The sequence below is a fragment of the Streptomyces spiramyceticus genome, assembly GCF_028807635.1.
Lineage (GTDB): Bacteria > Actinomycetota > Actinomycetes > Streptomycetales > Streptomycetaceae > Streptomyces > Streptomyces spiramyceticus.
In genome coordinates, this window is sequence record NZ_JARBAX010000001.1 from 91,303 (window position 1) to 117,953 (window position 26,651).

At 73.4% G+C, this 26,651-nt stretch carries 17 protein-coding genes and 2 pseudogenes; 7 read left to right on the forward strand and 12 right to left on the reverse strand.

Annotation, left to right across the window (positions count from 1 at the left end; genetic code table 11):
- Genes PXH83_RS00435 through PXH83_RS00445 form a run of 3 tightly spaced genes read right to left on the reverse strand, consistent with a single transcriptional unit; the run spans position 1 to position 13,094 of the window.
- On the reverse strand, positions 1 to 369 hold the full coding sequence (locus PXH83_RS00435) for a phosphopantetheine-binding protein (RefSeq protein ID WP_274555351.1): 369 nt from the start codon (positions 367 to 369) through the stop codon (positions 1 to 3).
- Positions 359 to 5,731 (reverse strand): type I polyketide synthase, encoded by a 5,373-nt coding sequence (locus PXH83_RS00440; RefSeq protein ID WP_274555352.1) that lies wholly within the window; start codon positions 5,729 to 5,731, stop codon positions 359 to 361. Before PXH83_RS00440 ends, PXH83_RS00435 begins: the two co-directional genes overlap by 11 nt.
- On the reverse strand, positions 5,724 to 13,094 hold the full coding sequence (locus PXH83_RS00445) for a type I polyketide synthase (protein WP_274555353.1): 7,371 nt from the start codon (positions 13,092 to 13,094) through the stop codon (positions 5,724 to 5,726). Before PXH83_RS00445 ends, PXH83_RS00440 begins: the two co-directional genes overlap by 8 nt.
- Positions 13,095 to 13,478: 384 nt before the next feature.
- On the opposite strand from PXH83_RS00445, the gene PXH83_RS00450 reads away from it, so the two are divergent.
- Together PXH83_RS00450 and PXH83_RS00455 are read left to right on the forward strand one after the other, a co-directional pair.
- Positions 13,479 to 14,372 carry a LysR family transcriptional regulator gene (locus PXH83_RS00450; protein ID WP_214922715.1) on the forward strand — a complete coding sequence of 298 codons (894 nt, stop codon included), beginning with the start codon at positions 13,479 to 13,481 and terminating at the stop codon, positions 14,370 to 14,372.
- Between the two features lie 135 nt (positions 14,373 to 14,507).
- Entirely contained in the window at positions 14,508 to 15,671 is a 1,164-nt protein-coding gene (locus PXH83_RS00455) for a putative Ig domain-containing protein (protein WP_274555355.1), read from the forward strand.
- On the opposite strand, the gene PXH83_RS00460 is transcribed toward PXH83_RS00455, so the two are convergent.
- On the reverse strand, positions 15,658 to 16,020 hold the full coding sequence (locus PXH83_RS00460; protein ID WP_274555356.1) for an ArsR/SmtB family transcription factor: 363 nt from the start codon (positions 16,018 to 16,020) through the stop codon (positions 15,658 to 15,660). The genes PXH83_RS00455 and PXH83_RS00460 overlap by 14 nt on opposite strands.
- A 150-nt stretch (positions 16,021 to 16,170) precedes the next feature.
- On the opposite strand from PXH83_RS00460, the gene PXH83_RS00465 reads away from it, so the two are divergent.
- Positions 16,171 to 17,253, forward strand: coding sequence for an NADH:flavin oxidoreductase/NADH oxidase (locus PXH83_RS00465; protein WP_274555357.1), 1,083 nt, complete (start codon positions 16,171 to 16,173; stop codon positions 17,251 to 17,253).
- A gap of 40 nt (positions 17,254 to 17,293) precedes the next feature.
- Here the strand turns inward: PXH83_RS00465 and PXH83_RS32410 are convergent, their stop codons facing one another.
- The 6 genes and pseudogenes from PXH83_RS32410 to PXH83_RS00495 form a co-directional block, all read right to left on the reverse strand.
- Positions 17,294 to 17,611 carry a hypothetical protein gene (locus PXH83_RS32410; protein ID WP_420803101.1) on the reverse strand — a complete coding sequence of 106 codons (318 nt, stop codon included), beginning with the start codon at positions 17,609 to 17,611 and terminating at the stop codon, positions 17,294 to 17,296.
- Positions 17,612 to 17,732: 121 nt separating this feature from the next.
- A complete protein-coding gene (locus PXH83_RS00475) occupies positions 17,733 to 18,131 on the reverse strand; it encodes a hypothetical protein (RefSeq protein WP_274555358.1) in 399 nt (132 codons plus the stop codon).
- Between the two features lie 10 nt (positions 18,132 to 18,141).
- Positions 18,142 to 18,522, reverse strand: a pseudogene (locus PXH83_RS32725) (DNA glycosylase AlkZ-like family protein); the annotation flags it as partial.
- Positions 18,523 to 18,634: 112 nt separating this feature from the next.
- Entirely contained in the window at positions 18,635 to 19,702 is a 1,068-nt protein-coding gene (locus PXH83_RS00485) for a hypothetical protein (protein ID WP_274555359.1), read from the reverse strand.
- An 83-nt stretch (positions 19,703 to 19,785) separates the two neighbouring features.
- Positions 19,786 to 19,914 (reverse strand): neutral/alkaline non-lysosomal ceramidase C-terminal domain-containing protein, encoded by a 129-nt coding sequence (locus PXH83_RS00490; RefSeq protein ID WP_274555360.1) that lies wholly within the window; start codon positions 19,912 to 19,914, stop codon positions 19,786 to 19,788.
- Entirely contained in the window at positions 19,911 to 21,038 is a 1,128-nt protein-coding gene (locus PXH83_RS00495) for a neutral/alkaline non-lysosomal ceramidase N-terminal domain-containing protein (protein WP_274555361.1), read from the reverse strand. Before PXH83_RS00495 ends, PXH83_RS00490 begins: the two co-directional genes overlap by 4 nt.
- Between PXH83_RS00495 and PXH83_RS00500 the strand changes: the two genes are divergently transcribed.
- From PXH83_RS00500 to PXH83_RS00515, 4 genes are all read left to right on the forward strand, one after another.
- On the forward strand, positions 21,037 to 22,122 hold the full coding sequence (locus PXH83_RS00500) for a WD40/YVTN/BNR-like repeat-containing protein (protein WP_274555362.1): 1,086 nt from the start codon (positions 21,037 to 21,039) through the stop codon (positions 22,120 to 22,122). The two genes, PXH83_RS00495 and PXH83_RS00500, sit on opposite strands and share 2 nt — an antisense overlap.
- 109 nt (positions 22,123 to 22,231) lie before the next feature.
- Positions 22,232 to 22,909, forward strand: coding sequence for a uracil-DNA glycosylase (locus PXH83_RS00505; RefSeq protein WP_214922653.1), 678 nt, complete (start codon positions 22,232 to 22,234; stop codon positions 22,907 to 22,909).
- A complete protein-coding gene (locus tag PXH83_RS00510) occupies positions 22,906 to 23,967 on the forward strand; it encodes an N-acetylglucosamine kinase (protein ID WP_274555366.1) in 1,062 nt (353 codons plus the stop codon). The genes PXH83_RS00505 and PXH83_RS00510 overlap by 4 nt, the downstream gene beginning before the upstream one ends.
- Positions 23,968 to 24,062: 95 nt before the next feature.
- Positions 24,063 to 24,989 (forward strand): sirohydrochlorin chelatase, encoded by a 927-nt coding sequence (locus PXH83_RS00515; protein ID WP_274555368.1) that lies wholly within the window; start codon positions 24,063 to 24,065, stop codon positions 24,987 to 24,989.
- Between the two features lie 114 nt (positions 24,990 to 25,103).
- Here PXH83_RS00515 and PXH83_RS00520 read toward each other — a convergent pair whose 3' ends face one another.
- A complete protein-coding gene (locus PXH83_RS00520; RefSeq protein ID WP_274555370.1) occupies positions 25,104 to 26,153 on the reverse strand; it encodes a lactonase family protein in 1,050 nt (349 codons plus the stop codon).
- Between the two features lie 58 nt (positions 26,154 to 26,211).
- Positions 26,212 to 26,409, reverse strand: a pseudogene (locus tag PXH83_RS00525) (hypothetical protein); the annotation flags it as partial.
- Positions 26,410 to 26,651: the final 242 nt, after the last annotated feature.

The window sequence follows — 26,651 nt, forward strand, 5'->3', positions numbered from 1 at the left end:
TCAGGCGGCCGAGGCGGACGAGGTGGACGACGGGGCTGATGGGCGTGACGTGGTCGGCGGGGTCGGCGAGGCCGGCGGAGCCGACGGCGCTGTGCCGGCGATGTGGAACACGAGGTCGCCGACCGTCATGGCCAGGATCTCCTCCATGTCCTTCTCCGCCAGGAAGGCGATCAGGTCCACCGCCGCCCCGTAGCGCTGCTGGAGCAACTCTGCGAGTGCGACGAACTCGATGCTCTCCAGCGCCAGATCCTCGTTGAACGTGGTCTTCAGAGTGACCTCGTCCGCGAGGAGGAACTCGTCGCCGACGGTCTCGACGAGCATGGCGGTGATCTCGGCGAGTATCCGTTCGGCCGTGGGGTCAGATGCCATGGCTGGCCTCCGTCGGGTCGGTGGTGGCTGGGGTGGTGGTGGATGCGGCTGTGGCTGTGGCTGTGGCTGTGGCTGTGGCTACTGTCCGGGCGACGACGTGGAGGGTGGGGCCGTCGTCACCGGGGCCGGGCAGGTCGTGGACCGTGCTGATCCTCACGGCGTGGCTACGGCCCTCGGGCGAGGTCACCCGGAGCCCTGCGGGAGCGTCGGTGACGGTCCACTGCCGCAGGCGTCCCCCGAGGCCCGTGCCTTCCGCCTTGGCGGCTGCTTCCTTGGCACACCAGAGCGCGGTGAGCGCCTGCGCCGTGCCGGTGCCTTCGCGCGCGGCGAGCTCCTCGGCGAGGCGCCGCTCGTCGGCGGTGAGGGCGATACGGCTCAGTGCGGCGGGATCGTCGGTGACGGTCTCGACGTCGATGCCGATGCCATTTCCGATGCCGATGCCGATGCCGACGGTGTGAGCAGGCTGGGCGTACGCGACTGCCAGCCGGTCCTTGTGGGCGAGGGAGAGCCGTAGCCCTGCGGCGAGCGGGCCTTCGGGGCGCGGGCGGCCCCGGTCGTCGTTGCCCACGGGGACTTCGGCCGGGAAGACGGGGCCCGCGTCGCGCTCCCAGAGAAGCCGGCGTATCGCATCCTTCGCCGCGATCCGGCCGAGCAGCCAGGCCGCGCGGGCCCGCGGCGGACGCTGCTCGTACGCCGCCCGCTCGGCGGCGCCGAGGTAGCGCCGCATCACCAGCTCCTGCGAGGCGGGGTCGGTCCAGCGGCGCCGTGCCAGACACCAGCCGCCGGGCTGCGGCTCGCCGATGCCGCAGATCTCCGGCGTGAACTTCATCGGCCACACCCGCTCGTCGGCGGCGAAGCGCCGGTACGTCCAGCCCTCCAGGCGGGCCAGTACGGTGCCGTCGCCGTGGGTGAGTTCCACGTCGCCCAGTACGGAGCCCGGCCGCACGGCGCGGATGCGGGCGGTGGCGCGTACCAGCGCGCCGTCACGTGGAGCGGGCCCGTAGAGGCGGACCCGCTCCAGCGACGCGGGGAACACCAGCCGGTCGACCGTCAGCCTCAACTGCATCCAGTGACCGAGCAGTTGCCCGGCGGCATCGAGGAGTGCCCCGGGCGCCGGCAGGGCGCACAGCACCCCCCGGATGCCGTCGTCGGCGACGGCGGTCACCTCGCGGACTCCGGCGAAGGCCGGCCCGTGGAACATCCACCGGTCGCGGTAGAGGGCCTCGGCGCTGACCGGCGGCGGCGCTTCGCGGGTCAGTGCCGAAGGATCGGGGGCGGGGCGGGCAGGACGACGGTCGGCCAGGACGACGGTGACGGTCGCGCACCCGGCGATCTCGACCCGCACCCGGCCGCTGTCGGAGGGGTCGTGGAAGGCGTTGATCTCGGCATCGACGGGCGGGGCGACGGCGAGCCAGCGCAGGGCGCGCACATCGTCGAAACCGGCCACAGTACGCCCGGGGACCAGCTGGCGCGCGGCGTCCGCGGCCAGCTCCAGCAGCGTGGTCATGGGCACGACGGGGAACCGGTCGGAGGGCTCGGGCCAGGTGTCGGGCTGGAGGTAGACACAGTGGTCGCGGACGTACGGCATGGTCTCCAGGGAGAGCTGACGGCGGGTGCGGTGCTCCTGTGGCGCGGTGGGCGCCGGCCGGAGGGCGGGGGCAGCGCGCCAGGCTTCCGCAACGCTGCGTGCTGCGGCTTGCGTCTCCTCCAGTACGGCGTCCAGGGCCGAGACCAGTGCGTGGCTGGAGGCGGCGGGTGGCCGGGACGGGCCGGTCACGGACAACTCGGGCGCGTTGCTGCCGAGGCGCACCAGCGGGGAGCCGAGGTCGAGCCGTACGAGGCGAGGTCTGGGCGCTGCGGGCGAGGCAGGCACCGCAGGCCCGGCCGGCATCCCGGGGTTGCGGTCCGTCAGGCGATCCCAGCGGGCGTCGAGGCCTTCCGTCCACAGCGCTGCGGCAAGCCGGCGCAGTTGGTTCAGCCCGTCGCTGCCCCGGGCCGCGCCCGCGGAGACGGCGAGGTGGTCCCGGCCGTGCAGGGTGTCCGCCACGAAGCCGGGGAGGCTGCCCGGGCCCATCTGTACGAAGGCCCGTACACCCTCGGCGTACAACCGGCTGGTCAGCTCCCGGAAGCGCACCGGTTCCAGCAGGTGGCGCAGCACCACGTCCCGGACTTCGTGCTCGCCCCCTGGGTACAGGGCGCACGTGGTCGCCGACCACACAGGTACGGTCGGCGGCCGCAGCGGCAGCCTGGCGAAGGCGGCGCGCACCTGGTCGAGGTACGGCGCCCACATCGGCGTATGGAAGCCCGACCGGAATGGCAGCTCCTGCGTGAGTACGCCCTGGCCGGCCAGCCGGATCAGCGCGTCGGCAACGGGGCGGGGCTCGCCGCACAGCACCGACTGGTGAGGGCAGTTGTCGTGGCTGACGGCAACACGGTCGAGCCCCCGCAGCGCGTCGGCAGCTTGCCGCGCGCCGCAGCCGAGGGCCGCGTACACGAGATCGGGGACGTCGAGATCGCCGGGGCGCAGCGAGTCGAGGAAGGTGTCGACCGCCTGCTGCGGGTACATCCCGGCCACCACCATGGCGGTCCATTCGCCGAGGCTGTGTCCGGCCAGCAGGTCGGCCCGGATGCCGAGTTCGGGGAGTACGCGGGCGAAGAACCGGCCGACGGCGATGGCGTCGACCGCCCGCTCGACCAGTGCGCCGCCACCGGTCAGGGCGGGCCGGGGCAGCCCGAAGTGGTCGGCGACGCCGTCGACACAGGGAGCGAGCTCCGGCTCCAGCCCGGGAAACAGGAACGCGAGCCGAGCGTCGCCCGCGAGCAACGGCCTCGGCGCAAACCACACCCCGCCACGCCCGCGCCACGGCTTCCCCCGAGCGACAACCGCCGCTGCGAGGGCCCGCTGCTTGCGCCCGTGGGCCCCGAAAAGAGCAAGGCGACAAGGACCACCGGAGCCGAGCGGCGCGGAAGCCCGCCAGCGATCGGGCAAGGCTTCGAGCACGCCCAGGAGTTCGCGGGGAGTGGCGGCCGCAATGCGAAGCACGAGCCCGCCCGCCCCGGGGCCCGTGCCTACCGGCGGGCGGACCGCCGATGCGGACACCGAACCTTCTGGAACCGGGTCCGCGGACACCGAAGCCGTCGGCAGCGGGCCTGCGGTTGGCGAAGCCGTCGGGCCCGAGACCGCCGATACCCAACCCGGCGCGTCCGAGCCCGAGGCCGCCGCAGGCGAGCCCGCCGGTGCCGAGACCGCCGGAGCCGGGCCCGCGGGGCCCTGGGTCCCGGTGTCCTGGCCCGCGGACGCGGAGACGGCCAAAGCCGAGACGGACGCCGCCGGAGCCGAGCCGGCCGATGCCAAGGCCGATGCCTCCGGACCCGGCGATGCCGAAGCCGCCGGAACCGAGCCCGCTGCTGCCGAAGCCGCCGGAGCCGGGCCCGCGGGGCCCTGGGCCCCGGTGTCCTGGCCCGCGGACGCGGAGACGGCCAAAGCCGAGACGGACGCCGCCGGAGCCGAGCCGGCCGATGCCAAGGCCGATGCCTCCGGACCCGGCGATGCCGAAGCCGCCGGAGCCTGGCCCGCCGTTGCCGAGGCCGGTTGGCTCCGGGGCCCTTGGGCGGGCGGTGGTGGGGGGCTCGCGTTGCCGGGGTGGTTCCTGGGCTCCGTCCCGTCCGGGGGGCCCTGCTCAGCAGCCGGGCGGGGCGGCTCCGTGCCGGGTGCGGCAGCGGGCTTGGGCGCGGTGCCTGGATCGGCCGCACCGGCCCTGAGCCGTCCTCCCGGCGGTAGCCCGGCGCGCGCCGCCGTGGCGGGAACGGGGCCCGGCAACTCTCCCGTCGCGGCCGTTGCCTTCGCCGACGGCGCCGTCTCCGTGGCAGGTCCCCGCACCGCGCGGCCGGCCGGGCCCCCCTCCCGTACGAGCGGCACGGACCCGCCGCCCGGTGCCTCCTCCAGCACCACGTGGGCGTTGATCCCGCCGAAGCCGAACGCGTTCACGCCCGCCCGTCGCGGTGCGCGCCCCCGCTCCCACGGCTCTTCCGCCGTCACCGGACGCATGCGCGTCCGCGCGAAGCCCTCGTGCGGTTCGTCGAGGTGGAGGGTCGGGGGCAGCGTCCCGTCGTACACCGCGAGTACGGCCTTGATCAGCCCGGCCATCCCCGAGGCCTGCATGGTGTGGCCGAGCATCGACTTCACCGAGCCCATCGCGACCGGGTCGGTGCCCGCCACGCGGGGGCCGAACACCCGGGCCACGGTGGCGAGTTCCGCCTCGTCGCCGACCGGTGTCCCGGTGCCGTGCGCCTCCAGCAGGCCGAGCGCATCGGGCGCGGCCGGGTCGAGACCGGCCTGCGCCCAGGCCTGCCGCAGGGCGCGTACCTGGCCGTCCACCAGCGGGCTCATCAGGCTCGCCGCCCGGCCGTCACCGGCCACGCCGACCCCTCGTACGACGGCGTAGATCCGGTCGCCGTCGCGTTCGGCGTCCGCCAGGCGCTTGAGGAGGACGATGCCGGTGCCCTCGGAGAGCAGCGTGCCGTCGGCGCGGCGGTCGAAGGGACGGATGGTCTGGGTCGGGCTCAGCGCCCGCAGCTGCGTGAAGACGCTCCACAGCGTGGCGATATGGCAGTGGTGCACGGCCCCCGCAACCACCAGGTCGCAGCCGCCGCCCGCCAGGAGGCCGGCCGCCTGCTCGACGGCGAGGAGCGACGAGGCGCAGGCGGCGTCGAGGGTGTAGGCGGGGCCCCGGAAGTCCAGGCGGTTGGCGGTACGGGCGGCCGTGAAGCTGGGTACGAGGCCGATGGACGCGTCCGGCCGCTCCGGGCCGAGGCCGGCCTGAAACGCCTCGCGGACCGCCGTGATCCGGTCCTCGCCCAGCTCGGGGGCGAGTTCGCGCAGGGTCGCGGCGATCTGGTGGGCCGTGCGTACGCGCTGGTCGAGGCGGGCGGTGGCAACGCCCATGAATCCGCCGCGGCCGAGGATCACGCCGATCCGGGAGCGGTCGGCGGGCAGCCGCTCATCGCCCCCCGCGTCGGCCACCGCCTCGGCGATGACGCGCAGCGCGAGCAGCTGATCGGGCTCCGCGCCGGCCACGGCCGCGGGCATGATGCCGAATCGGGTCGGGTCGAAGGCGGCGAGGTCGTCGATGAAACCCCCGCGTCGGCAGTAGAAGTGGTCGCTGCGGGCCGGGGCTTCGGCCCCGTTCGGGTCGTAATAGACCTCGGGATCCCAGCGGCCGGGCGGTACATCGCTGATGGCGTCCAGACCCGCGTAGAGATTCCTCCGGTACGCGGCCAGGTCGGCGGCGCCGGGAAACACGGCGCCCATGCCGACAACGGCCGCGTCGGTCGGGCGGGGTCCGCGTCGCGGGTCAGCCATGGTGGGCCTCCCCCGGGTGCTCCGCCATGAGGACGACCTGGCCCACGGTGCCGTGCGCAAGCTCGGCGAGGAACGCGGCGGTGCCCGCGGCCGGATCGAGGAGCGGGATGCCGCGGCTCGCGTACATCCGCTCCAGTTCCGGCGTCACCATGCCGCCGGCCTCGGCGGCCCACGGCCCCCAGTCGATGGCGAGGACACGGCCCGGGAAGCGGCGTGACCAGGCCGGGGCGGCGGCCAGGGTGTCCAGGGCGTCGTTCGCCGCCGCGTAGTCGGCCTGGCCGCGGTTGCCGAAGACCCCGGCGACGCTGCCGAAGAAGACGAGGAAGCCGGGGGCGGGCGCGTCGCCGTGGTCGGCGGCCGCGTCGGCGAGGTGACGGGCACCGTCCACCTTGGTGGCGAAGACGCGTGCGAAGGATGCCGGGTCCTTGTCGCACAGCAGCCTGTCCTGGATGGTTCCGGCACCGTGCACGATCCCGTCGAGGCGGCCGTGGCGTGCGCGTACGTCCTGGATGACGGCCCGTACGGCGTCGGCGTCGGTGACGTCCGCCGCGTGGTAGCGGACGGAGGCCGCGACACCGCCGAGCGCGGCGAGGGTGCTGCGTATCTCGCGAGCGGCGAGGACGCGGGACGCGGCCGCTTCGACCTCGGCGGGGGTGCGCAGGCCTTGCCGGACCAGGGCCGCGCGCAGGGTGACCCGGTCGTGGGCGTGGGCGACCGCCGGATCCTCGGCGTCGTCGGGGGGTGGCGTACGCCCGATGAGCTCGATGTGGCATCCGGTGGCGTGGGCGAGGGCAACGGCCGTACGGGCGGTGATGCCGCGCGCTCCGCCGGTGAGCAGCACCACCGCGTTGCGACCGAGCCGGAGCCGCACCGCTTCGGTGTCGGGGAGGGGAGCGGTGACGGTGCGCAGGCTGTTGCGGGTTCCGTTGGTGTAGCCGACGGCCACCGGCTCCTCGGGGGAACACAGTTCGGCGATCAGGTGGGCGGCGATCCGTTCGGGACGGTCCTTGGGGTCGACATCCACGGCGCGGACTTCCACGCCGGGGTATTCGATCGCCGCCGTACGGGCAAATCCGCACAGCCCCGCACCGGGAACCGGGTCGGCGGAGTGCGGTGAGGAAGCGTTACGCCCGAACGCCCCGCCGCAGCCGGTGACGAGCAGCAGCCGGCGCGTGCCCGCGATCAGCATCTCGCGCAATGCCCCGAACGCCTCCGGCAGCACGGGCGCCTCGGCCGCACGCAACGCACCGAGATCCACCACGCCGTCGGATCCGGCGGCGTCCGCCAGACGTTCCCGGCGCACGGTACGCACCTCGGCCCCGTAGGACTCCAGCGCGGCGGCGAGGGCAACGCCGACACCAAGCCCGTCGTCGACCACGGCAAACCGCCGGCCGGGCAGTACGTCGGCGGGTTCACGGCTCACGGGCGGCCCCACGGGGGCGACTTCGACGAGCAGCCGGGCGGCCCGGGAGGCGCACCGCACGACGCCCCCGCGAGCGAACTCGCCCTGTGGCACGCCCGGGTCGGTATCCAGGTGCCCCATGGTGACGCCTGAAAGGGGCCGCTCGGTGCCCGGTTCGGTGGCGGGGTCGGTGCCGGTGCCGGTGCCGGTGCCGGAGGCTCGGATCCGGGCCGGCTCCGAGACCGGCTCGGAGACGGCACCCGTACCGAAGCCCGCAGCCAGGCCCGAGGCGGGGCCCAGGGCCGGGACCGCAGCGGAACCCGCCCCAGCGCTCGTGCCGGAACCCAGGCCAGAAGCCGTACCGAAGGCCGCGTCCAAGCCCGAGGCCGGACCCGAAGCTGAGCCTGTGTCAGAGCCCACGGCTGGCCCCGTACCAAAGCCCGCATCCCGGCCCGAGGCAGGGCCCAAGACCGAGCCCGAAGCGGGGCCCGAAGTCAGGTCCGACGCTGGGCGCGTGCCAGATCCCATGGCCAGGCCCACTCCCATGGCCGCAGCCGGATCCGAGGCTCGGTCCGAGGCCGGACCCGTGCCAGAGCCCACTGGCAGACCCGAACCGAAGCCCGCAGCCAAGCCCGTGGCGGAGTCCGCAACGGGGCCCGCGGCCATAGCCGTAGGCAAGTCGGCGGGGTGATTCACGGCCGGGGCCGGGCGCGTGGCTCGGGAGGTCAGCCAGTCGACCATGCCGCTGATGGTCTTCAGCCGGGCGAGTTCCTCGACGGCCGATTCCGCCGGGCCGTCCGCCCCGCGCGGCAACCCGATCCGGTCGGCGAGCGCACCGATGATCTCCACCCGCTTGATGGAGTCCACCGAGAGGTCGGCTTCCAGGTCGAGTGCGGGGTCCAGCATCTCCCTCGGGTAGCCGGTTCGGGTGTGGACGATCTCCAGGATCGCGTCCATCAGCTGATCGGGTGTCAGGGCTTGGGGAGCCTCTGGTTCCTCGGCTGTCGCGTGCGGAACGGGCACTTCGGGGGTGTACTGCTGCCGGACAGGCATTGCGGAGGGCGGAGTCGCATCTGCCCCCAAGTAGCCCAGCAGTACGTCGCGTTGCGCGGCCACCAGTTCCCGTGCCCCGCGCAGATACTCCAGTACGGCGTCCTCCCGCCGGTCCACGGCTGCCACCGGAACCGCCGCCGCCACTCGCCGGGGCGGGAGCAGTCCGCCCGCCACCGGTTCGCCGTCCGCCGTCCGTACGAGGTGGCCGTCCACCAGCCATCCGGCACGTCGGGGTGCTTCGGCGGGCAGTGGCGCGGTGCGGCCCTTGAACAGGGGTTCCGGGTCGAACGGGACGCCAGCCGCCGCGAGTTCGGCGAGTGCGGTGACCAGGCGGGTCAGGCCGTGTTCCCCCGGGACGTCCAGCGGGACGGCGGTGTGCGGCCGGTCGCCCAGGGTCCGCCCCACGAGACCCGTGAGCACCCGGCCGGGTCCGGCTTCGACGAACGTCCGCACTCCGGAGGCGTACATCGCTTCGATCTGCTCGGCGAAGCGCACGGGTTCGGCAAGCTGGCGGGCCAGCATGTCCCGTACCGCCACCGGGTCGCCGGGGTAGCGGCCCGCTGTGGTGTTGGACCACACCGGGATTACCGGCCCCGCCACGACCTCACCGGCCAGCTCGTCGGCCAGGGCCTCAGACGCTCCGGCGACGACCTCGCTGTGGAAGGCGCAGGCCACCGGGATGCGTTCGGCGGTGATGCCCGCGTCGCGCAGTGCGGCGATCGCGGCGTCGACCGATGGGGTCGGGCCGGAAATGACGGTCTGCACGGGTGCGTTGTGGTTGGCGACGACGCATCCGGCCGGCAGTCCGGGCAGCTCGTGCGGGGCTGCAGAAACGGCGGCCATCGCCCCGGGGTCGTCACCGGCGGCGGCGAGAATCGCATCGGCCCGGCGGTCGCTGAGCCGCAGGAGGGTCGCGGTGTCATAAGCACCCGCTGCCCACAGGGCGACCAGCTCTCCGTAGGAGTGGCCGGCCGTGCAGTCGGGGCGCACGCCGAGCGAGGTGAGGAGCAGGTGCGCGGCGGCGCCGACGAGGCCCAGGGCGGGCTGGGCGGTCCGCGTGTCGGTGAGGGCTGCGCGCTGGGCCGCTCGTTCTTCGGCGGTGAAGGCCGCGGGCGGGAACATCGCGGCGACGCGGCGCGGATCCGCGCCGTCGAGCAGTGTCCGCAGGCGCGGAAAAGCGACGAAGAGGTCGCTCAGCATGCCCGGCCGCTGGCTGCCCTGCCCGGGGAAGAGGAAGGCGACCTGCCCAGGGGCCGTGGTCTCGTCCCGTACATGGACCCCGTCGGCGGCGACGAAGTCCCGGGCCGGACCCAGCTTCGCGGCCAGGTCGTCGAGACCGGTGGCGACGATCGCGACCCGGACCTCGCCGTCACCGGCGGAGGCAGATGCGGAGGCTTCGGCGGCAAGGTCGCGCAGCGGCCACGGACGCCCTGCCGCGTCGTTCTGTTCCAGCCTGGCGGCGAGTCGGTCCATGGAACGGCGCGCGGCCGCGCGGTCGGCGCCCCGGAAGCAGAACAGTTCGGCGGGCCAGCTGTCCAGCCCGTGCGCCGGCTCGCCCGCATCACCGTAACTCGCCAGCACCGCATGGTAGTTGGTGCCGCCGAAGCCGAACGCGCTGACCGCGGCGAGCCGCCGGCCCGCGGGCGCGGACCACGGCCTGGCCTCGGTGTCGAAGAAGAAGGGGCTGGAGTCCGGCTGCCAGTCGGGGTTGGGGCTGTTCAGGTGCAGGGTGGGCGGTCGTACGCCGCTGTGCACGGCACGTACCGCCTTGATCAGCCCGGCCAGGCCCGCCGCGCATTTCGTGTGACCGAGCTGCGACTTGACCGATCCGAGCGAGCAGGAAGCGACGCCCCCACCTACGCCCACGCCTACGCGCCCGCCCGCGCCCGCGCCCCCGGCCCCGGCCCCGCCCCCGAACGCCTCAGTAAGGACGGCCAGTTCGGTGCTGTCACCGACGACGGTGCCCGTGCCGTGCGCCTCCACCAGTCCGATCTCGCCGGGCGTGATCCCCGCCCGCCGGTAAGCACGTTCCAGGGCGCGTCGCTGTCCTTCGGGCCGTGGGGCCGTCAGCCCGAGGGAGCGTCCGTCGCTGGAGGCGCCCACGGCCTTGACGACGGCGTAGATGCGGTCGCCGTCGCGTTCGGCGTCGGCCAGGCGCTTGAGTACGACGCAGGCGACGCCCTCGCCGAGTGCGATGCCGTCGGCGGCGGCGTCGAAGGGGCGGCACTTGCCCGTGGGCGAGAGGGCGCGTACGGAGGCGAACATCAGGTAGTCGTTGATGCCGTTGTGCACATCGGCTCCGCCACACAGCGCCATGTCGCTGTCCCCGTCGCGCAGTTGCTTGCAGGCCAGGTCGAGGGCGGCGAGCGAGGATGCGCAGGCGGCGTCGATCGTGCAGTTGGCGCCGCCGAGGTCGAGGCGGTTGGCGACGCGCCCGGCGATGACGTTCGCGAGGACGCCGGGGAAGGAGTCCTCGGTCAGCCGGGGCAACTGGGCATCGAGTTCGGGCGGCAGCTCGCCGAGGTAGCCGGGGTGGAGGGCCCGGAAGCCGTACGCTCCGGCGAGGTCGGTGCCCGCTTCGGCGCCGAAGACGACGGAGGTGCGGGAGCGGTCGAAGTGCCGCTCCCCCGCGTAACCGGCATCGGCCAGGGCGCGCGCGGCGATGTCGAGGGCGAGCAGCTGCACCGGCTCGATGCTGCCGAGCGAGGCGGGGGCGATGCCGTGCGCGAGTGCGTCGAACGGGGCGGGCGTCAGGAAGCCGCCCCACCGGGAGGGGGTACGTTCGCCCGCCCGCGCCGGGTCGGGGTCGTGGTAGGCGGCGGCGTCCCAGCGGTCGGCGGGCACTTCGGTGACGGAGTCGGTCCCGGCGACGATGTTCGCCCAGTACCCGGCGAGGTCGTCCGCGCCCGGGTAGCGGCAGGCCATGCCGACGACGGCGATGTCGAGCGGGGCTTCCCGGTCCGCGCCGGGCTCGGGCTCGCGAAGCTGCTCCGCGCGTTCGGCGAGCAGGTCCGTCGCACCCTCGGTCACCTGGGCGTGCAGGGCGGCGACCGTGGTGGTGGCAGTGCGTGCGGTGGCGATCTGGCCGAGCATGTAGAGGCCCTCGCCGCGCTGCTCCTCCTCGTCGACCGGCACGGGCCCCGCAGCTGTGTGGCGCAGGCCCTTGCTCGCGATACGCAGCCGCCCGAGGTTGAGCCTCTCCAGCTCCTCCCACACTTCGTTCGGGCTCGCGCCGTCCTGCCTCAGGCGCTCGGCCGTGGTGGTGAAGGCATCGGTGTACGGAGTGGTGGCGCAGCGGGTCGCGTGGCCGGGAGCGGTGCGCAGCAGCGTGGTGGTGTCGCAGTCCAGAGCGGTGCTCTGGAAGCCGGGGAGTACGGCTCCGGCGGCTACCGCCTCCTCGGTGAACAGGTAGGCGGTGCCCATGAGTACGCCGGTCCGGGCGCCGCGCTCGGCCAGCGGCCCGGCGGCGGCAGCGGCCATCGCCGCGGAACGCTCGTCGTGGATGCCGCCTGCGAAGAGCACGTCGAGTTCGGCGGCGTACGGGCAGGAGAGCAGTCGCTCGATCTGCTCCTCCCAGAGCGGGAAGGCCGCGCGCGGGCCGATGTGGCCGCCGCATTCGAGCCCTTCGAAGACGAAGCGCCGCGCTCCCTCGGCGAGGAACTGGTCCAGCAGTCCCGGCGAGGGTACGTGCAGATACGTTCTGGTCCCGGCGGCTTCGAGCGGGGCCGCCTGGGCGGGGCGGCCGCCGGCGATGATCGCGTACGGCGGGCGTGCTTCGGCGACGGCGGCGAGCTGCTCGCGGCGCAGCTCGTCCGGGGCGAAGCCGAGCAGGCCGACTCCCCAGGGGCGGCCGGCCAGGCGCTCGGCGGTTTCGGTGAGCAGTCTGCGTACCTCACGGCCGTTCATCACGGCCAGGGCTAGGAAGGGCAGCCCGCCCGCGTCGGCGACGGCGGCGGCGAAGGCGGGCCGGTCGCTGACCCGGGTCATGGGTCCCTGGACGACCGGCAGATGCTCCTCGCCCGGGCGCGGCAGTAGGGGGCGGACCCGTGCGGCGGCCTCGATGTGCCCGGTGATGGCCGCGCGTACGGCCTGAACGACGGAGCCGGTGGTGCGGTGACGCGCCGCGAGCCGGGCGGCCGTCGCACCGTCCTGGCCGATGGGCAGGGGCTGCGTGCTCAGGCCGTGTGCGCCCAGCAGCCGCGCGATGTCGCCTTCCGGCAACGCCAGATCGGGGCGGGTGTAGACGCGGTGGCCCGCGACGACCGTGGTTTCGCTGCCGTCCATGGCACGGATCGCGGCCGCGACCGCGGCCGGCAGTTCGGCGGCTCCCTCGGTGGTGAGTGCGAGCTGTGCGTCGAGTACGACACCGGCGGCGCCGCCCGCGACGGCGGCGGCGGCCGTGTGGGGTCCGATGCCTCCCGCTGCGAAGACCGGGACGTCCAGCTGCCGGTCGGCGAGGAGGCGTTGCAGCAGTACGAAGGTGGTCAGTTCACCGACCCGGCCGCCCGCCTCGTGCCCCCTGGCCACGAGCCCGGTCGCTCCGGCGGCGACGGCAGCCACCGCCTCGGCGGGGCTGACGACCTCGGCCCACAGCCGGCGCCTGCCGTCGGCGGCCCACTCGCCTGTCCCGGTCCGCCACCACTCCTCGGCGAGCAGAACGGTGTCCACAGCGTCGGGCAGTTCGTCCGGGGTGAGGGGGCATCCGGCCGGTACCCGGACTCCGTACGGCCCGCGTCCGCGAAGTGCGGCCAGTGCGGTGCGCGCCCGGTCGGGGTCCCTGCCGAGGTCGAGCAGGCCGAGGGCACCGGCTCGCTGCGCGGCGGCGACCATCCCGGGATTGGGTTCCTCGAACGGGCTGACCACGACGACGAGGTCCTGACGCAAGGACCGGGCGGGCTGAGAGATCACGGGCTCTCCTTTACTTCCGGGCAGTTGCTCCCGGTTACTTCCGGGTGGTTGCTTCCCGGCGGTTGCTTCCGGGCAGGACCGGGCGGGGGAGCGGGGACCGGTGTCAGGCAGAGGGGCGTACGGACGTAGGACGTAGGGGCGTACGGACGTACGGGCGCAAGACGTAGGGGGCGTACGGACGCCGCGAATGAAGTAACCGGCGGTAACACCGCCATGTCGCGTTGCATCGTGCGGCGACCGACCCGCAGTGTCAACGCCCATCCACGACCCATGCCGCCGCGGTATGGACTGCTGCCGACCGGGCCTCAATCACCTTGACGTGGCGGACATTTGTTCATCCGTGTGCCTCTTACACCCTCACGGCGCTGGAGTTAACGTCCGCACATGACCCCCACACTGCAGCAGCTGCGCTACCTCGTAGCCGTCGCGGACTGCCGTTCCATCACGGCCGCGGCGTGTTCCGTCTACATCGCCCAGCCCGCCCTCTCCCGCTCCATCCAGTCCCTGGAACGTGATCTGGGCGTGGAGCTCCTGGACCGCAGGGGCCGGGGCGCGACTCTCACGCCCGAAGGCACGCGTGCCGTACGCCTGGCCCGGACCGTCCTGGACGCCGTGGAGGCGATCGAGGACATCGGTCCGGCGCACGGCGGCAGTTCGCCCGCCACGCTGATCGTGGCCGTGACCCCGACGCTCTCCCTCGACCTCGCCGCCGACCTCGTGCCCTCCTTCACCGAACGCCATCCCGGCGTCGACGTGCGTCTGCTCCAGCACGACAGCCGTGAGGCACTCGTACGGGCCCTGACCGACGGCGCGGCGGAACTGGGCCTGGTCGATCTGCCCGTCGACAAGGATCTGTCGACACATCACCTCCAGGACCGCGAGGTCGTACTGATCTCCCCGCCCGGCTCCGGACTGCCCGACCCGATGCCGTTCCGGATGCTGGGCGGCCTGCGGATGGTGCTGCCGACCCCCGGCACCGGCCGGCGCACGGAGCTGGAGGCGATGTTCGGCCGCGTCGGGGTGCGTCCGGTGGCGGTGGTGGAGGCGGACGAGCGGCTGGCCTGGGTGACCAGCGTGGCGGACGGGCGCGGCTCGCTGATCTGGTACCGGGACATGGTGTTACGGGCCTTCGGCCACCGCGTGGAGGTCCGCTCCTTCACCCCGCCGCTGCTGCGCGCCGTCGGCATCGTCCACCCGCGCGGTCCGCTCAGCCGCGCCGCCCGCGCCTTCCTCTCCCACGCCAGGCACAACGCACCCGTACGGGAACCGGCGAGGTGACGAGAGCGAGGGAGGAGGCGGGTTGAGGAGGCGAGGCGCGGAGGCGGGCCGCCATGCCCGCCGGGCATCGGCCCATGCCGAACGGGTGTGCGCTGCACGCTTGGAGCCTCGACCGCCCGCCGTCACATTGTGCTCATGCCCCGATACCTGATTCGTACCGCCATGGGCGCGGCGCTCATCACCACCGCCGCCCTCTTCGCGGCCCCGCCGACCCCGGCCGCAGCGGCGCCGTCCGCCGCGCCGGAGCGCGCGTGCACCCTGCCCCCGGGCCTCGCCGAGCTCAGCGGCCTGGCCATGAGCGCCAGACACCCGGGCGTCTTCTACGCCGTCAACGACAGCGGCAACACCACTCAGGTGTTCGCCGTCGACTGCGGTGGCCCCACCGGCGTCCTGAAGGCGACGTACAGCCTCAGCGGCGCGACCAACACCGACTGGGAGGGGCTGGCCGTCGGCAAGGACGCGCAGGGCCGCCCCGTGATCCAGGTCGGCGACATCGGCGACAATTTCAGCGGCCGCGCCGAGCTCACCGTCTACAGCTTCCCCGAGCCCGACCAGCTCACGAACGCCACGGTGACACCCACCGCCCTGCGCTTCGCCTACTCGGACGGCAGACACGACGCCGAGTCGCTCCTCGCCGATCCGACGACGGGTCAGCTGTACGTCGCCAGCAAGCTGATCGGGGCCGCCGGACAGCTCTACAAGGCCCCGCTGCCACCCCAGTCCGGCCAGGTGAACACGCTCACCCCGGTCCGTCCGGGCCCGGTCTTCGCCACGGACGGCGCCTTCTCCCCCACCGGCAAGTCGTACGCACTGCGAAGCGGCGGCCCGCTGGGTGCCAACACTGCGTACATCTACGACGCCGCCGGCACGAAGCTCGCCGAGGTCGCGCTGCCGTCGCAGCCGCAGGGCGAGACCCTCACGTACGCCAATTGCTCGACCCTGCTTGTGGGGTCGGAGAACGACACGCAGCTGTGGCGCGTCCCGCTGCCGCCGGAGGCCGCACCGGGCTGCGGCGGCACCACTCCGCCGCCGGACGGGGACCTGAAGGTGTCCAACCCGGGCACCCAGAACTGCAAGTTCAACCAGAGCTGCACGATCCAGATCACCGCCACCGGCGGCAAACCACCGGTCAGCTACAGCGCGTCCGGGCTGCCCTTCGGCCTGAGCATCGACACCGCCACCGGCCGGATCACCGGCAAGCCGTGGCAGACCGGCACCCTCCAGATAACCGCCAGGGCAACCGACTCCACCACAGCCTCGGCCACCACCACGTTCCCCCTCAGCATCAACTGGTTCTAGCGCCGCCGAGCCGGTCCGCCTCCCCGGCCGCCGCCGCGAGAACGGCGTCGAGCAGGCCGGGGAAGAGCGCGTCCAGGTCGTCGCGGCGCAGCCCGTTGAGCTTGGCGGTGCCCCGGTAGACCTGCTGGATCACACCGCTCTCCCGCAGCACCCGGAAGTGGTGGGTGGTCGTGGACTTGGTGACGGGCAGGACGAAGTACGAGCAGGAGAGCTCGGCCTCGTCGGCCGAGGCCATCTCGCGGACGATGCGCATTCGCATCGGGTCGGAGAGCGCGTGCAGCACCCCTTCGAGGCGGATCTCGTCGCGCGCGGGGTGCGCGAGTTCACGCGCGCTGGTGACGGTGCTCACGACGGCTCATTTCGTTGGTGTCTTCGTCTTCGGTGTCTTCGTCTTCATTCAGGGATGCCATTGTACGAGAACCATCGTAGTTTGACATTCACCGTACTACGATGAGTATCGTACTACGCGTCCCCGGCACCGTCGTGAATGGAGTCCGCCGTGAGCAGCCTGTTCGAGCCCTACACCCTGCGTTCGCTGACCGCCCCGAACCGGGTCTGGATGGCCCCGATGTGCCAGTACTCGGCGGAAGCCTTCGGGCCGAACGCGGGCGTGGCCGACGACTGGCACTTCGCCCACTACGCGGCCCGCGCGGCCGGCGGCACCGGCCTGATCCTCGTCGAGGCGACGGCCGTGAGCCCCGAGGGCCGCATCAGCCCGTACGACCTGGGCATCTGGAACGATACGCAGGTCGAGGCGCTGCGCCGGATCACCCGCTTCCTCAAGAGCCAGGGCACGGTCGCGGGCATTCAGATCGCCCACGCGGGACGCAAGGCGTCGACCGACCGACCCTGGGAGGGCGGGGCGCCGGTCGGGCGGGACGAGGCCAACGGCTGGCAGCCCGTCGGACCGAGCCCCGTCGCCTTCGCCGAGGGCCACCCCGTACCGGACGAGCTGTCGGCCGACCGGATCAAGGAGATCGTCGGGCAGTTCGCCGACGGGGCACGGCGCGCGCTGGACGCCGGCTTCGAGGTCGTCGAGGTGCACGGCGCGCACGGCTACCTGATCGGCGAATTCCTCTCGCCGCACAGCAACCACCGCACCGACGAGTACGGCGGCTCCTTCGAGAACCGGACCCGCTTCGCGATCGAGGTCGTCGACGCGATGCGTGCGGTGTGGCCGGAAGAACTGCCCCTGTTCTTCCGGATCTCGGCCACCGACTGGCTCGACGAGAACGGCTGGACGGCGGACGACACCGTCCGCTTCGCCCGTCTCCTCAAGGCGCACGGGGTCGACCTGCTGGACGTCTCCACCGGCGGCAACGCGTCGGGTGTACGCATCCCGACGGGCCCCGGCTACCAGGTGCCGTTCGCCGCGCGGGTCAAGGCCGAGACGGGCCTGCCCGTCGCCGCCGTCGGCATGATCACAGAGCCCGGGCAGGCCGAGAAGATCCTGGCCAACGGTGAGGCGGACGCGGTCCTGCTGGGCCGTGAGCTGCTGCGCAACCCGTACTGGGCACGGCAGGCGGCGCGGGAGTTCGGCGGGGACATCCACGTCCCCGACCAGTACCACCGCGCTGTCTGAACCGGCGCCGGGAGCCGCGCGCCCAGCCCTCCTCCCCTCGTCAGCCTGCGAAGGCGGTGGCGGGAAGGCCCTGACCCGCGCCCGGGAGGACCAGCAGGGAGCCGGCGAGCGGGTGCGGGCGGGTGAGGCCGGTGCGGGCCGTGGTGATGTAGACGACGCCGTACATCGACTTGTCGATCGCGGGGCCGGTGCGGGCAGGGTCGACGGTGATCGAGTAGTCGGTGGCCGCTTCGGCCGCCGGAGCTTCGGCGGGAACGGTGACGAGTGCGGCCGTGAGGCCGGTCAGGACGGACGCGATCGCGAGGCGCGTCTGAGTCTGCTCATTCGGGCTCCTGGTGTCGTTCGAAATATCGGACATTGACCACAATCCCGAACGAGAACATAGGCAGGCGCCCACGGCAGGTCAACTCCCCTGCACCACAAGAAACTTCCGTTCGTGGCGGACAAAGGACTGCGGGCTGCGGGCTGCGGGCTACCGACTACGCGCGACGCCGGAGGCTGATGTCCGCTTCCGTGGCGTAGCTCTGGGTCCACTGACGCCCGACGTCCGACGTCCATGTGACGTGGACGGTGTCGCCGTCGGTCCTGACGCGGTCCACCGTGATCGTGCGCTCGCCGGTACGCACGTCCCCGCGCCGCAGCTCGCCCGCCTTGACGGTCTCGTACGTGTCCGTGGCCTGCGCCTCGGCCTCGTCGGCGGCGCGCAGAAGGGCTGCGGCCAGCTCCCGGGCCTGCGCGGGGGTGGCGACGAGGGGGACGTACTCGCTGCCGTGCGCCCCGATGTGGATCTGACCCGCGTCCGCGTTGCCGGCGGGACCCGGGGCGACCTCGACGTGGTGCGTATCGCCGTCACGGGTGTGCATGCGGATCTCGGGCATCTTCGTCTCCTCAGGCGTGCGGGCCCACCGTGATCGTGCCGACGGTGAGTTCGGTGCTGCCCTCCATGATCTCTCCGACCCGCCTCACCTGGTCGTCGAGCTCCTTGCGCTGCGCGGCGGTGAGGGCGCCGAGTGGCTCGACCGTGATGTGGATCTTGCGTCCGGAGCGGCGCTGGTGCCCGTCGCCGGCCGCGACGCCGTCCACCAGCAGGACGGGGGTAGTTGCCCGCCTGGCCGCCGGCCAGTGCGCGTTCATAGGCCGGTCCGGGGAAGAAGCAGCTCCCGGGGCTGAGACGCGATGACGTACGCGTCGAAGTACGGCAGCAGGCGCACACCCCGGGGCTTGGCGGTGCATCGCCGTGTCCCCGGCCACCACCCAGGCGGTGGCGCCCTGGCGGACACCTGGGCCAGGAGAACCTCGGGGTCGCGGTCGCGGGGTTCGTGGCGATCAGTGTGCCGTGCGGCCGGTCCGGGAGGGAGTCGGCCGCACGGTGAAGGGCTTCCTACCAGTCGCCGTCGGTCACCGGCTTCCCCGGCGCGTCGCCGAGCGGCTTCACCTGGTGCGGCGAGGGCTCCTGCCACGGTGCGTGGTCGTCGCCCAGCCACTCCCCGGCGGGCAGCACCGCGCCCAGCGTCTCGGAGGGCGCCAGGTCCTCGCCCTCGGCGTCGTAGTAGTCGAACCAGGGCAGTCCGGCGCGCGTGTACGCGGCCCGGTCCACGGGGGACGGCGGGGGCTCCTCGCCCGTGATACGCCGCCACTCCGGGGGCGTCACGAGGTGGACGAAGACCCGGCCCGACGGCTCCCCGGCCCAGTCGGACGCGGACCGGTCGTCCTTGTAGACCTCCTGGCGCATGGAACCGCCCACGCCCAGTCCCATCGCCGCCCGGGCCCTGGGGGCGCCGCCCGGCCTGCCGAAGGGAGCGGCGCCCATGGCGGGCGCGGCGGGCACCGGCCCTCCGTACCCGTATCCGTAACCGCCGCCGGGCTGGGGCGGCGGGGGCATCGCCGCCCGGCGCTCCGCCTCGCGGCGCTGTTCCTCGCGCCAGGCGGCCAGGGCTGCGCCGGTGAGGGGGAAGGACTGCAACTGGAGCCCGCCCCACGTCTCCTCACCGGTGACCTGGCCCTCCACCGTCGCGCCCATGCCCAGCGGCACCGCCACGAACTGGCGCACCGTGCCCTTGCCCGAGTTGATGCCGTCGAGCCACGGCTGGCGGGGCAGCACGAGGTAGTTCTGCGGGTCACGGGACAGCCGGCCACTCCACGGCTTCCCCGACACGGCACACACCTTGCCCACGCCCACCTGGAGGGCACCCGGCTCCGCGGTCCCGGCGAAGCTGAGCCACATCGCCTCCCGCAAGTACACGGGCAGCATGATGCCGCCCCTGGCCAGCCACTGCTGCGGCGCGGTGTCCGGGTAGTCCTCGACCCTGCGCAGCGGGAAGTGCCCCAGCCCGGGTGGCAGCGCGTGCGTCCCCTTCTCGGGCAGGCGCAGCGTACGTACGAAACGCACCTGCACCCCGCCCGGCAGCAGCAAACTGTCCCCGTCGATCCGCACCGCCCCGACAGTCACCGGCGCACTCCCCTTGTCTCGGTACCGCTGATCCCTTACGGAGGTACCACGACGACGCCACGTCCCCCGGTTCCACGTGCGCGTCAGGTGCTGCGCCCCACGTCGAACGGCGCCGTCGTCCCCGTGAAAGGCCCCGCCGCCGTGTCGCCGAAGTACCGCACCCGGTACGTGCCCGCCTCGGCGTCCGGCGGGACGGCCCAGGTGATCGTCACCGTGGGCGACGACGCCCCCGCCCTTGCCCCGCCCTGGCCCAGCGGAACGTGGTCGACCAGTCGCCGTCGTCGGCGACCACGGTCCACACTCCGTCCTCCCCCATCCGCTCCACTGCGAGGTAAGTGCCGCCCCTGTGCAGGTCGTTGCCCGGGTGGGCGCCCACGAAGCGGGCGGTGACCAGGCTGCCCGTACGGGCGAAGGCGAGGACGTCGCCGAAGGCCCGGCCGGGGTGCGGCGCGTCGTGCCCGCGCCGCCGGGGCCGGGAGCGCTGCGGCCGGATGCGCTCCGGCGTGCCCCGGGCGACCCGCCTGCCGTCCCGCATCGCCTCCGCCAGGCCCGCCACGCTCTGGCAGAGGGCCGGCAGCTCCCAGCGGCCGAAGAGCGTGCTGCCGCCCTCGTACTCCTGGGCGTCGTACTCCTCCGGTGTGGTCACGTAGTGCGCGTACGTATTGCTGTAGCCCGCGACCAGGACGTCCGCCAGGTCCGCGCCGACGATTTCGGCGACTGTACGGCGCAGACGCAGGCCCGCCACGATCGTCACCTCGGCGGGGATGCCGACGAGGTACAGGGGGCCGATGCGCAGCAGTTGGACCGGGAGCCGCTCCTGAACCATGGGCAGGACGCGGTTGACCGGGCCTGCGGGCAGGCACATCCCCTTGGGGGCCTGGGCGTCGCGCAGGCGGGGCGCCAGAGGGTAGACGACCTGCTGGGACAGGGTGTCCCAGAGGAGGTTGCGGCCCGGCCTGAAGCCCCTGAAGCCGGGGCCGTCCACCCAGGCGCCCGCGAAGGCCGCCGCACCCGCGACCGGGACCTGTTCGAGCGGGCCGGGCTGCGGCCCACGGTCGACCTCGACGAGCTGGTCAGGGTGGTGATCGCGATGCGGGAGGGGGCGCTCGGCCAGAGTTACGTCGAACCGGACCGGCTGACGCCGGGCGCGCTCGTCGGCCGGTTCCTGCCGCTGCTGCTGGATGCGTCGACGGCGGAACTCAAAGGACCGCTGCCCCGACTTCAGGGCGCGCCACCGCCCTGAACTGCGACAACGCCCGCTGCAAGGTCCATTGTCAGTGGGCGGGTGCACACTGGCCCGTATCTCAGACAACGGCGTCCTGGAGGTGTCGGTCATGACCGACGTACTGCTGACTGTAGGTACACGAAAAGGACTCTTCATCGGCCGCAGGCGCGGAGGTCAGTGGGAGTTCGACGGACCGCATTTCAACGCGCAGGCGGTGTATTCGACCGCCATCGACACCCGCCGGGCGGTGCCCAGGCTGCTCGTCGGCGGGGACAGCGCGCACTGGGGTCCTTCGGTCTTCCACTCCGACGACCTGGGCGAGACCTGGACCGAGCCCGCCCGGCCGGCGGTGAAGTTCCCGCAATTCACCGGGGCCTCGCTGGAGCGGGTCTGGCAGCTGCATCCGGCCTGGCCCGCGGCGCCCGACGTGGTGTACGCCGGCACCGAGCCCGCCGCGCTGTTCCGGTCCGAGGACGGCGGAGAGTCCTTCGAGCTGGTACGGCCGCTGTGGGAGCACCCGACGCGCTCGCAGTGGATGCCGGGCGGCGGCGGGGAGGGGCTGCACACCGTAATCACCGATCCGCGTGACGCACAGGCTCTGACGGTCGCGGTCTCCACGGCCGGGGTGTTCCGTTCGCTGGACGGCGGGGCGAGCTGGGCACCGTCCAACCGCGGGGTGTCGGCGGTCTTCCTGCCCGACCCCGATCCCGAGTTCGGCCAGTGCGTACACAAGATCGCCCAGGATGCGGCCGATCCCGACCGGCTGTATCTGCAGAACCACTGGGGCGTCTACCGGAGCGACGACGCCGGAGCCAACTGGTCCGACATCGGGGCCGGGCTGCCCTCCACGTTCGGATTCGCCGCCGCGGCGCATCCGCACCTGGCGGACACGGCGTACGTCTTCCCGATCACCGCGGACTCCGACCGGGTGCCCGCCGACAACAAATGCCGCGTCTACCGGACCGGTGACGCGGGCAAGACCTGGGAGCCGCTGTCGGCCGGACTGCCCGAGGAGGCGCACTACGGGACGGTGCTGCGCGACGCGCTCTGTACGGACAACGCCGACCCGGCGGGGGTGTACTTCGGCAATCGCAACGGCGAGCTCTTCGCGAGCGCGGACGACGGGGACAGCTGGCAGCTGCTCGCCTCGCATCTGCCGGATGTGCTGTGCGTACGGGCGGCGGCCATGGGCTGAGCTGCGGTCGTCGGCCGAGCTACGGCGATCGACTGCGGCCCTGGACCGTCGGCCGAGCTCCGGCCATCGGTTGATGCGGGCGGGTGCGCCACCAGTAGAGTGACGCCCCGTGGCAGCAAGACCGTTGAAAGAGATCGTCGAGCCGGGCTGGGCGGACGCTCTGGAACCAGTGGCCGAACGGGTCGCCGCTATGGGCGACTTCCTGCGTACGGAGATCGCCTCCGGGCGGACGTACCTACCGGCCGGGGCGAACGTACTGCGGGCGTTTCAGCAGCCGTTCAGCGAGGTGCGGGTCCTGATCGTCGGCCAGGACCCGTATCCGACGCCGGGACATGCCGTGGGGCTGAGCTTCTCCGTCGCGCCCGAAGTGCGTCCGCTGCCGGGCAGCCTGGAGAACATCTACCGGGAGATGCACACCGACCTCGGTCTCCCCCGGCCGTCCAACGGTGACCTCACGCCGTGGACGCGCCAGGGGGTGCTGCTGCTCAACAGGGCGCTCACCACGGCTCCGCGCAAGCCCGCAGCGCACCGGGGCAAGGGCTGGGAAGAGGTGACCGAGCAGGCGATCCGGGCACTGGTCGCGCGCGGCACACCGCTGGTGTCCGTGCTGTGGGGGCGTGACGCCCGCAATCTGCGGCCGCTGCTCGGCGATCTGCCGGCCGTCGAGTCCGCGCACCCCTCCCCGATGTCGGCGGACCGCGGTTTCTTCGGCTCCCGGCCGTTCAGCCGCACCAATGAGCTGCTGGCCCGCCAGGGCGCGCAGCCGGTGGACTGGCGGCTGCCGTGACGCCGGGCCCCGGCCCCACCGGCGGGTGGGTGCTGGGCGTGGACTCCGGCGGATCGGGGCTGCGGGTGGCGCTCGCGGACGCCTCGGACATTGGGCGTGCGCGGACCACCGCGTCGCGCGAGCCCGTCCGCACGGGTCCCGCCGGCATCGACGCGGCGCATCTGCTGGACCAGTTGCTGCCCATGGCACGCGCCCTGCTCGACAGTGCCGGAGGCGGCGCTCGGGACACCGCCGGTGAGACTGTCGGTGACACCGTCGCCGTCGGCGCTGTCGCCGTCGGCGCCGCCGGGATGGCGACCCTGGGTGACGACCTGCGCACCCGGCTGCCGGCGGCGTTGGAGAGTGCGCTCGGAGTACGGCGCGTCGCGCTCGCCGCCGACGCCGTCACGGCGTACGCGGGGGCGCTCGGTCAGCGTCCTGGGGCGGTAGTGGCGGCAGGGACCGGGATGATCGCCCTGGGCACCGACCTGGCCTCCTGGCGCAGAGCCGACGGCTGGGGGCATCTGCTCGGCGACTGCGGCAGCGGTGCCTGGATCGGCCGGGCGGGGCTCGAAGCGGCGATGCGCGCCCATGACGGGCGTCCCGGGGGCTCCCCGGCGCTGCTCGCCGCACTGGAGACGGTTTTCGGCCCCGCGCCCGAACTGCCCGGCCTGCTCTACCCGCGCACCGACCGGCCCGCCGTACTGGCCTCCTTCGCGCCGGAGGTCGCCCGGTGCGCCACGGCCGGGACCGGCGAACCCCGCGAAACTGTCGACCCCGTCGCGGCGGGAATCCTGCGGGAGGCGGCCCGGCACATCGCCGACGCAGCTGCCGCCGTCTGCCCGGCGTCCGGGGAGTGCGAAGTCGCCCTCACCGGCGGCCTGTTCAAGATCGGCGACCCGCTGCTCGTACCCCTGCGGGCCGAACTCTCCGCTCGACTGCCGCACGCGCGTACCGTATCGGCGGCCGGTGACCCGCTGGCCGGGTCCGTGCGCATCGCCGCATCGCTCGCCACCGGCGACCTGCGGCTGCCGCACGACGGGCGCCTGTTGCACGTACCGACAGAGCAGGGCAGTTGAACTCAAAGCGACTCACGGGATAAATAGGGACAGACACCGCTCGAATGCCCCCTCCCCGAACGGCCCAACCCCGAAAGCCAGTAGCATGCGGCGCCATGAGCTCCCCCACTGGGCCCGCATCCGGCCTGCCTGTACGAATGCCGCGACCTCGCCAGCCCGGACGGCACCGCCGCCCGGAACCCGTGGTGGCGCCCGAGGGCGCGCCCGCGCTTGTCCTCGCCGTCCCCGGCACCCCGGGCAGCGCTTCGCGCAGCCTGGCGGAGGAAGTCGTCAGCATCGCCCGTTCCGAGCTGCCCGGCCTTGACGCCAGAATCGGCTACCTCGACGGCGACAACGCCGAGTACCCGACGCTCGAAAACGCCCTCGCGCACACCGCTGCCGAGCGCACCGCCCGCTACGAGCAGGCGCTCGCGGCGGGACGCGAGGTCGAAGAGCCGCACGGCCCGGTCGCCGTCGTGGTACCGCTGCTCGCCGGTCCCGAAAGCGCCCTCATGCGCCGGATACGGCAGGCAGTCATGGACAGCCGCGCCGCGGCCGAGCTGACCGACGTCCTCGGCCCCCACCCGCTGCTCGCGGAGGCACTGCACGTGCGCCTCTCCGAGGCCGGTCTGTCCCGCGCCGACCGTGCCAGGCTGTTCACGGTCGCCACGGCGGCCGACGGCATCATCCTGGCCACGGTGGGCGGCGAGGAGGCCGTGCAGGCCGCCGGGATCACCGGCATGCTGCTGGCCGCGCGTCTCGCCGTACCGGTCATAGCCGCCGCGCTCGACGAGGAGGGTTCGGTCGCCGCCACCGCGGAGCAGCTGCGCGGTTCGGGTTCGGTGCAGCTCGCGCTCGCGCCGTACGTGATCGGCCCGGAGGTTCCGGACAGCCTGCTCGACGCGGCCGTCAAGGAGGCGGACTGCGCGACGGCGGAGCCGCTGGGCGCCTACCCGGCGATCGGCAAGCTCGCGCTGTCGCACTACACGACGGCGCTCGGCATCGCCCCGCAGCAGCAGGCTCAGGGCATGTCGACCCACTGACACGGCACACCACGTCGGACAACGGCAGACGGCAGGGAGGGCCCGCACCGATCACTCGGTGCGGGCCCTCCCTGTGTGTCAGGGGCGCCAGGGGCACCAGGGATGCCGAGGGTGTCAGGCGAAGACGACGCAGGACGCCGCAGGCGCCTCGATGGAGCCCGCCCGGCGCGGGATGCCCGTCTCCTGGTCGATGTCGAACCAGATGACGTCTCCCGAGCGTTCGTTGGACACGTACAGCCTGCGTCCGGAAGGGTCCGCGGTGAGGTCGCGCGGCCAGTGCCCGCCGCACTCCACCGTCGTCACCAGCTCCGCCCGCGCCCCGCCCGCGTCGAGTGCGAGGACAGCGATGCTGTCGTGCCCCCTGTTGGCCACCCACAGGAAGCGCCCGTCGTGCTCCACGACGGCCTCGGAGGCGTACGTCGCCCCTTCCGTGCCCGGCGGCACCACAGGGGCCTCAGCGAGCGGCACAAGCACTCCCGACTCGGCGTCCCAGCGGCAGACCGTGACGGTCGGCTCCAGTTCGTTGAGGACGTACGCGTGACCGCCGTCCGGGTGGAAGGCCAGATGGCGGGGGCCCGACCCGGGCCGCAGCGCGGTCTCGGTGTGCACACGCAGCGTTCCGGTGGGGGTGGTGAGTTGGCAGACCCGTACGGAATCGGTTCCGAGGTCGACGCTGAGCACCCAGCGCCCGGTGGGGTCGGGCAGCACCTGGTGCGCGTGCGGCCCGGCCTGGCGGTCCTCGTCCGGGCCGTTGCCGCGGTGGTGCAGTACGCCGGTGGCCGCCTCCGGGGCGCCGTCCGCGCCGACGGGGAGGACCGTGACGCTGCCCGAGCCGTAGTTGGCGGTCACCAGGTGCCCGGCGGCGAGGGCGAGATGGGTGGGCGCTGCGGCGCCCACCGGCACCGGCTTGCCCAGTGGCTGCGGGGCGCCGTCGCCCGTCACGTCGAACGCCGCGACCGCCCCGTCCTCGGTCTCGCTCACCGCGTACAGGGCCGAACCGCCGGGCGCGAGCGCGAGGTACGAAGGGTCGGCGACGGCGTCGGTGGCCCCCAGGAGGGTCAGCCCGCCCGTCTCCGGGTCCACGGCGGCGGCGATGATCCCCCGGCCCCCTGCCGACGTGAACGACCCTATGAACGCCCGCCCTGCCGCGTTGCTGCTGCTCACCGTGGAGCCCCTTTCCGAGACAGCTGTGGATCACATTCTGCCGGGCCGCGATTACGATCCACGCCCAGTCGGCCCCGGCCCGGCGGCCCCTCGCCTCCTCCCGTTCCAGGTGGGCGAGGAAGCGCAGCGACTCGGTGTGGTGGTCGGATGGGGGTACCTCCCATGCCTTGCGGTGGTGGAGCCGGATGAACTCCCCGGCCTGTCTGAGAAAGCGCCCGTTCGGCTGTTCGGTACAGGGCAGGGAGCGGGGCGCCAGAGGTCCTGGTCCTGGTCTTGGGCCTGGGCCTGGGCCTGGGCCTGGTCCTGGTCCTGGTCCTGGTCTGCGGCTCGCCGGCGGTACTTGCGCATGGTGCGGGCACCCCCAAGTGCCGAAGGGGCACGGGCCGTTTCCGCACGGCCCGTGCCGGTCACCCGTGTGGTGCGGCCGGGTCTACCCCTCGCACACGCTGATCCACCCTGTCCGTGTTGATTGCATCTGCCTCATTCGGCGACCTCCTG

What these genes read in the sequence shown, in the direction of transcription:
- PXH83_RS00475 (WP_274555358.1), bottom strand. Translation starts at nt 18,131, where the DNA reads ATGCCCGAGATCCGCATGCACACCCGTGACGGCGATACGCACCACGTC.
- PXH83_RS00435 (WP_274555351.1), bottom strand. Translation starts at nt 369, where the DNA reads ATGGCATCTGACCCCACGGCCGAACGGATACTCGCCGAGATCACCGCC.
- PXH83_RS00455 (WP_274555355.1), top strand. Translation starts at nt 14,508, where the DNA reads ATGCCCCGATACCTGATTCGTACCGCCATGGGCGCGGCGCTCATCACC.
- PXH83_RS00515 (WP_274555368.1), top strand. Translation starts at nt 24,063, where the DNA reads ATGAGCTCCCCCACTGGGCCCGCATCCGGCCTGCCTGTACGAATGCCG.
- PXH83_RS00450 (WP_214922715.1), top strand. Translation starts at nt 13,479, where the DNA reads ATGACCCCCACACTGCAGCAGCTGCGCTACCTCGTAGCCGTCGCGGAC.
- PXH83_RS00495 (WP_274555361.1), bottom strand. Translation starts at nt 21,038, where the DNA reads ATGACCGACACCTCCAGGACGCCGTTGTCTGAGATACGGGCCAGTGTG.
- PXH83_RS00440 (WP_274555352.1), bottom strand. Translation starts at nt 5,731, where the DNA reads ATGGCTGACCCGCGACGCGGACCCCGCCCGACCGACGCGGCCGTTGTC.
- PXH83_RS32410 (WP_420803101.1), bottom strand. Translation starts at nt 17,611, where the DNA reads ATGTCCGATATTTCGAACGACACCAGGAGCCCGAATGAGCAGACTCAG.
- PXH83_RS00500 (WP_274555362.1), top strand. Translation starts at nt 21,037, where the DNA reads ATGACCGACGTACTGCTGACTGTAGGTACACGAAAAGGACTCTTCATC.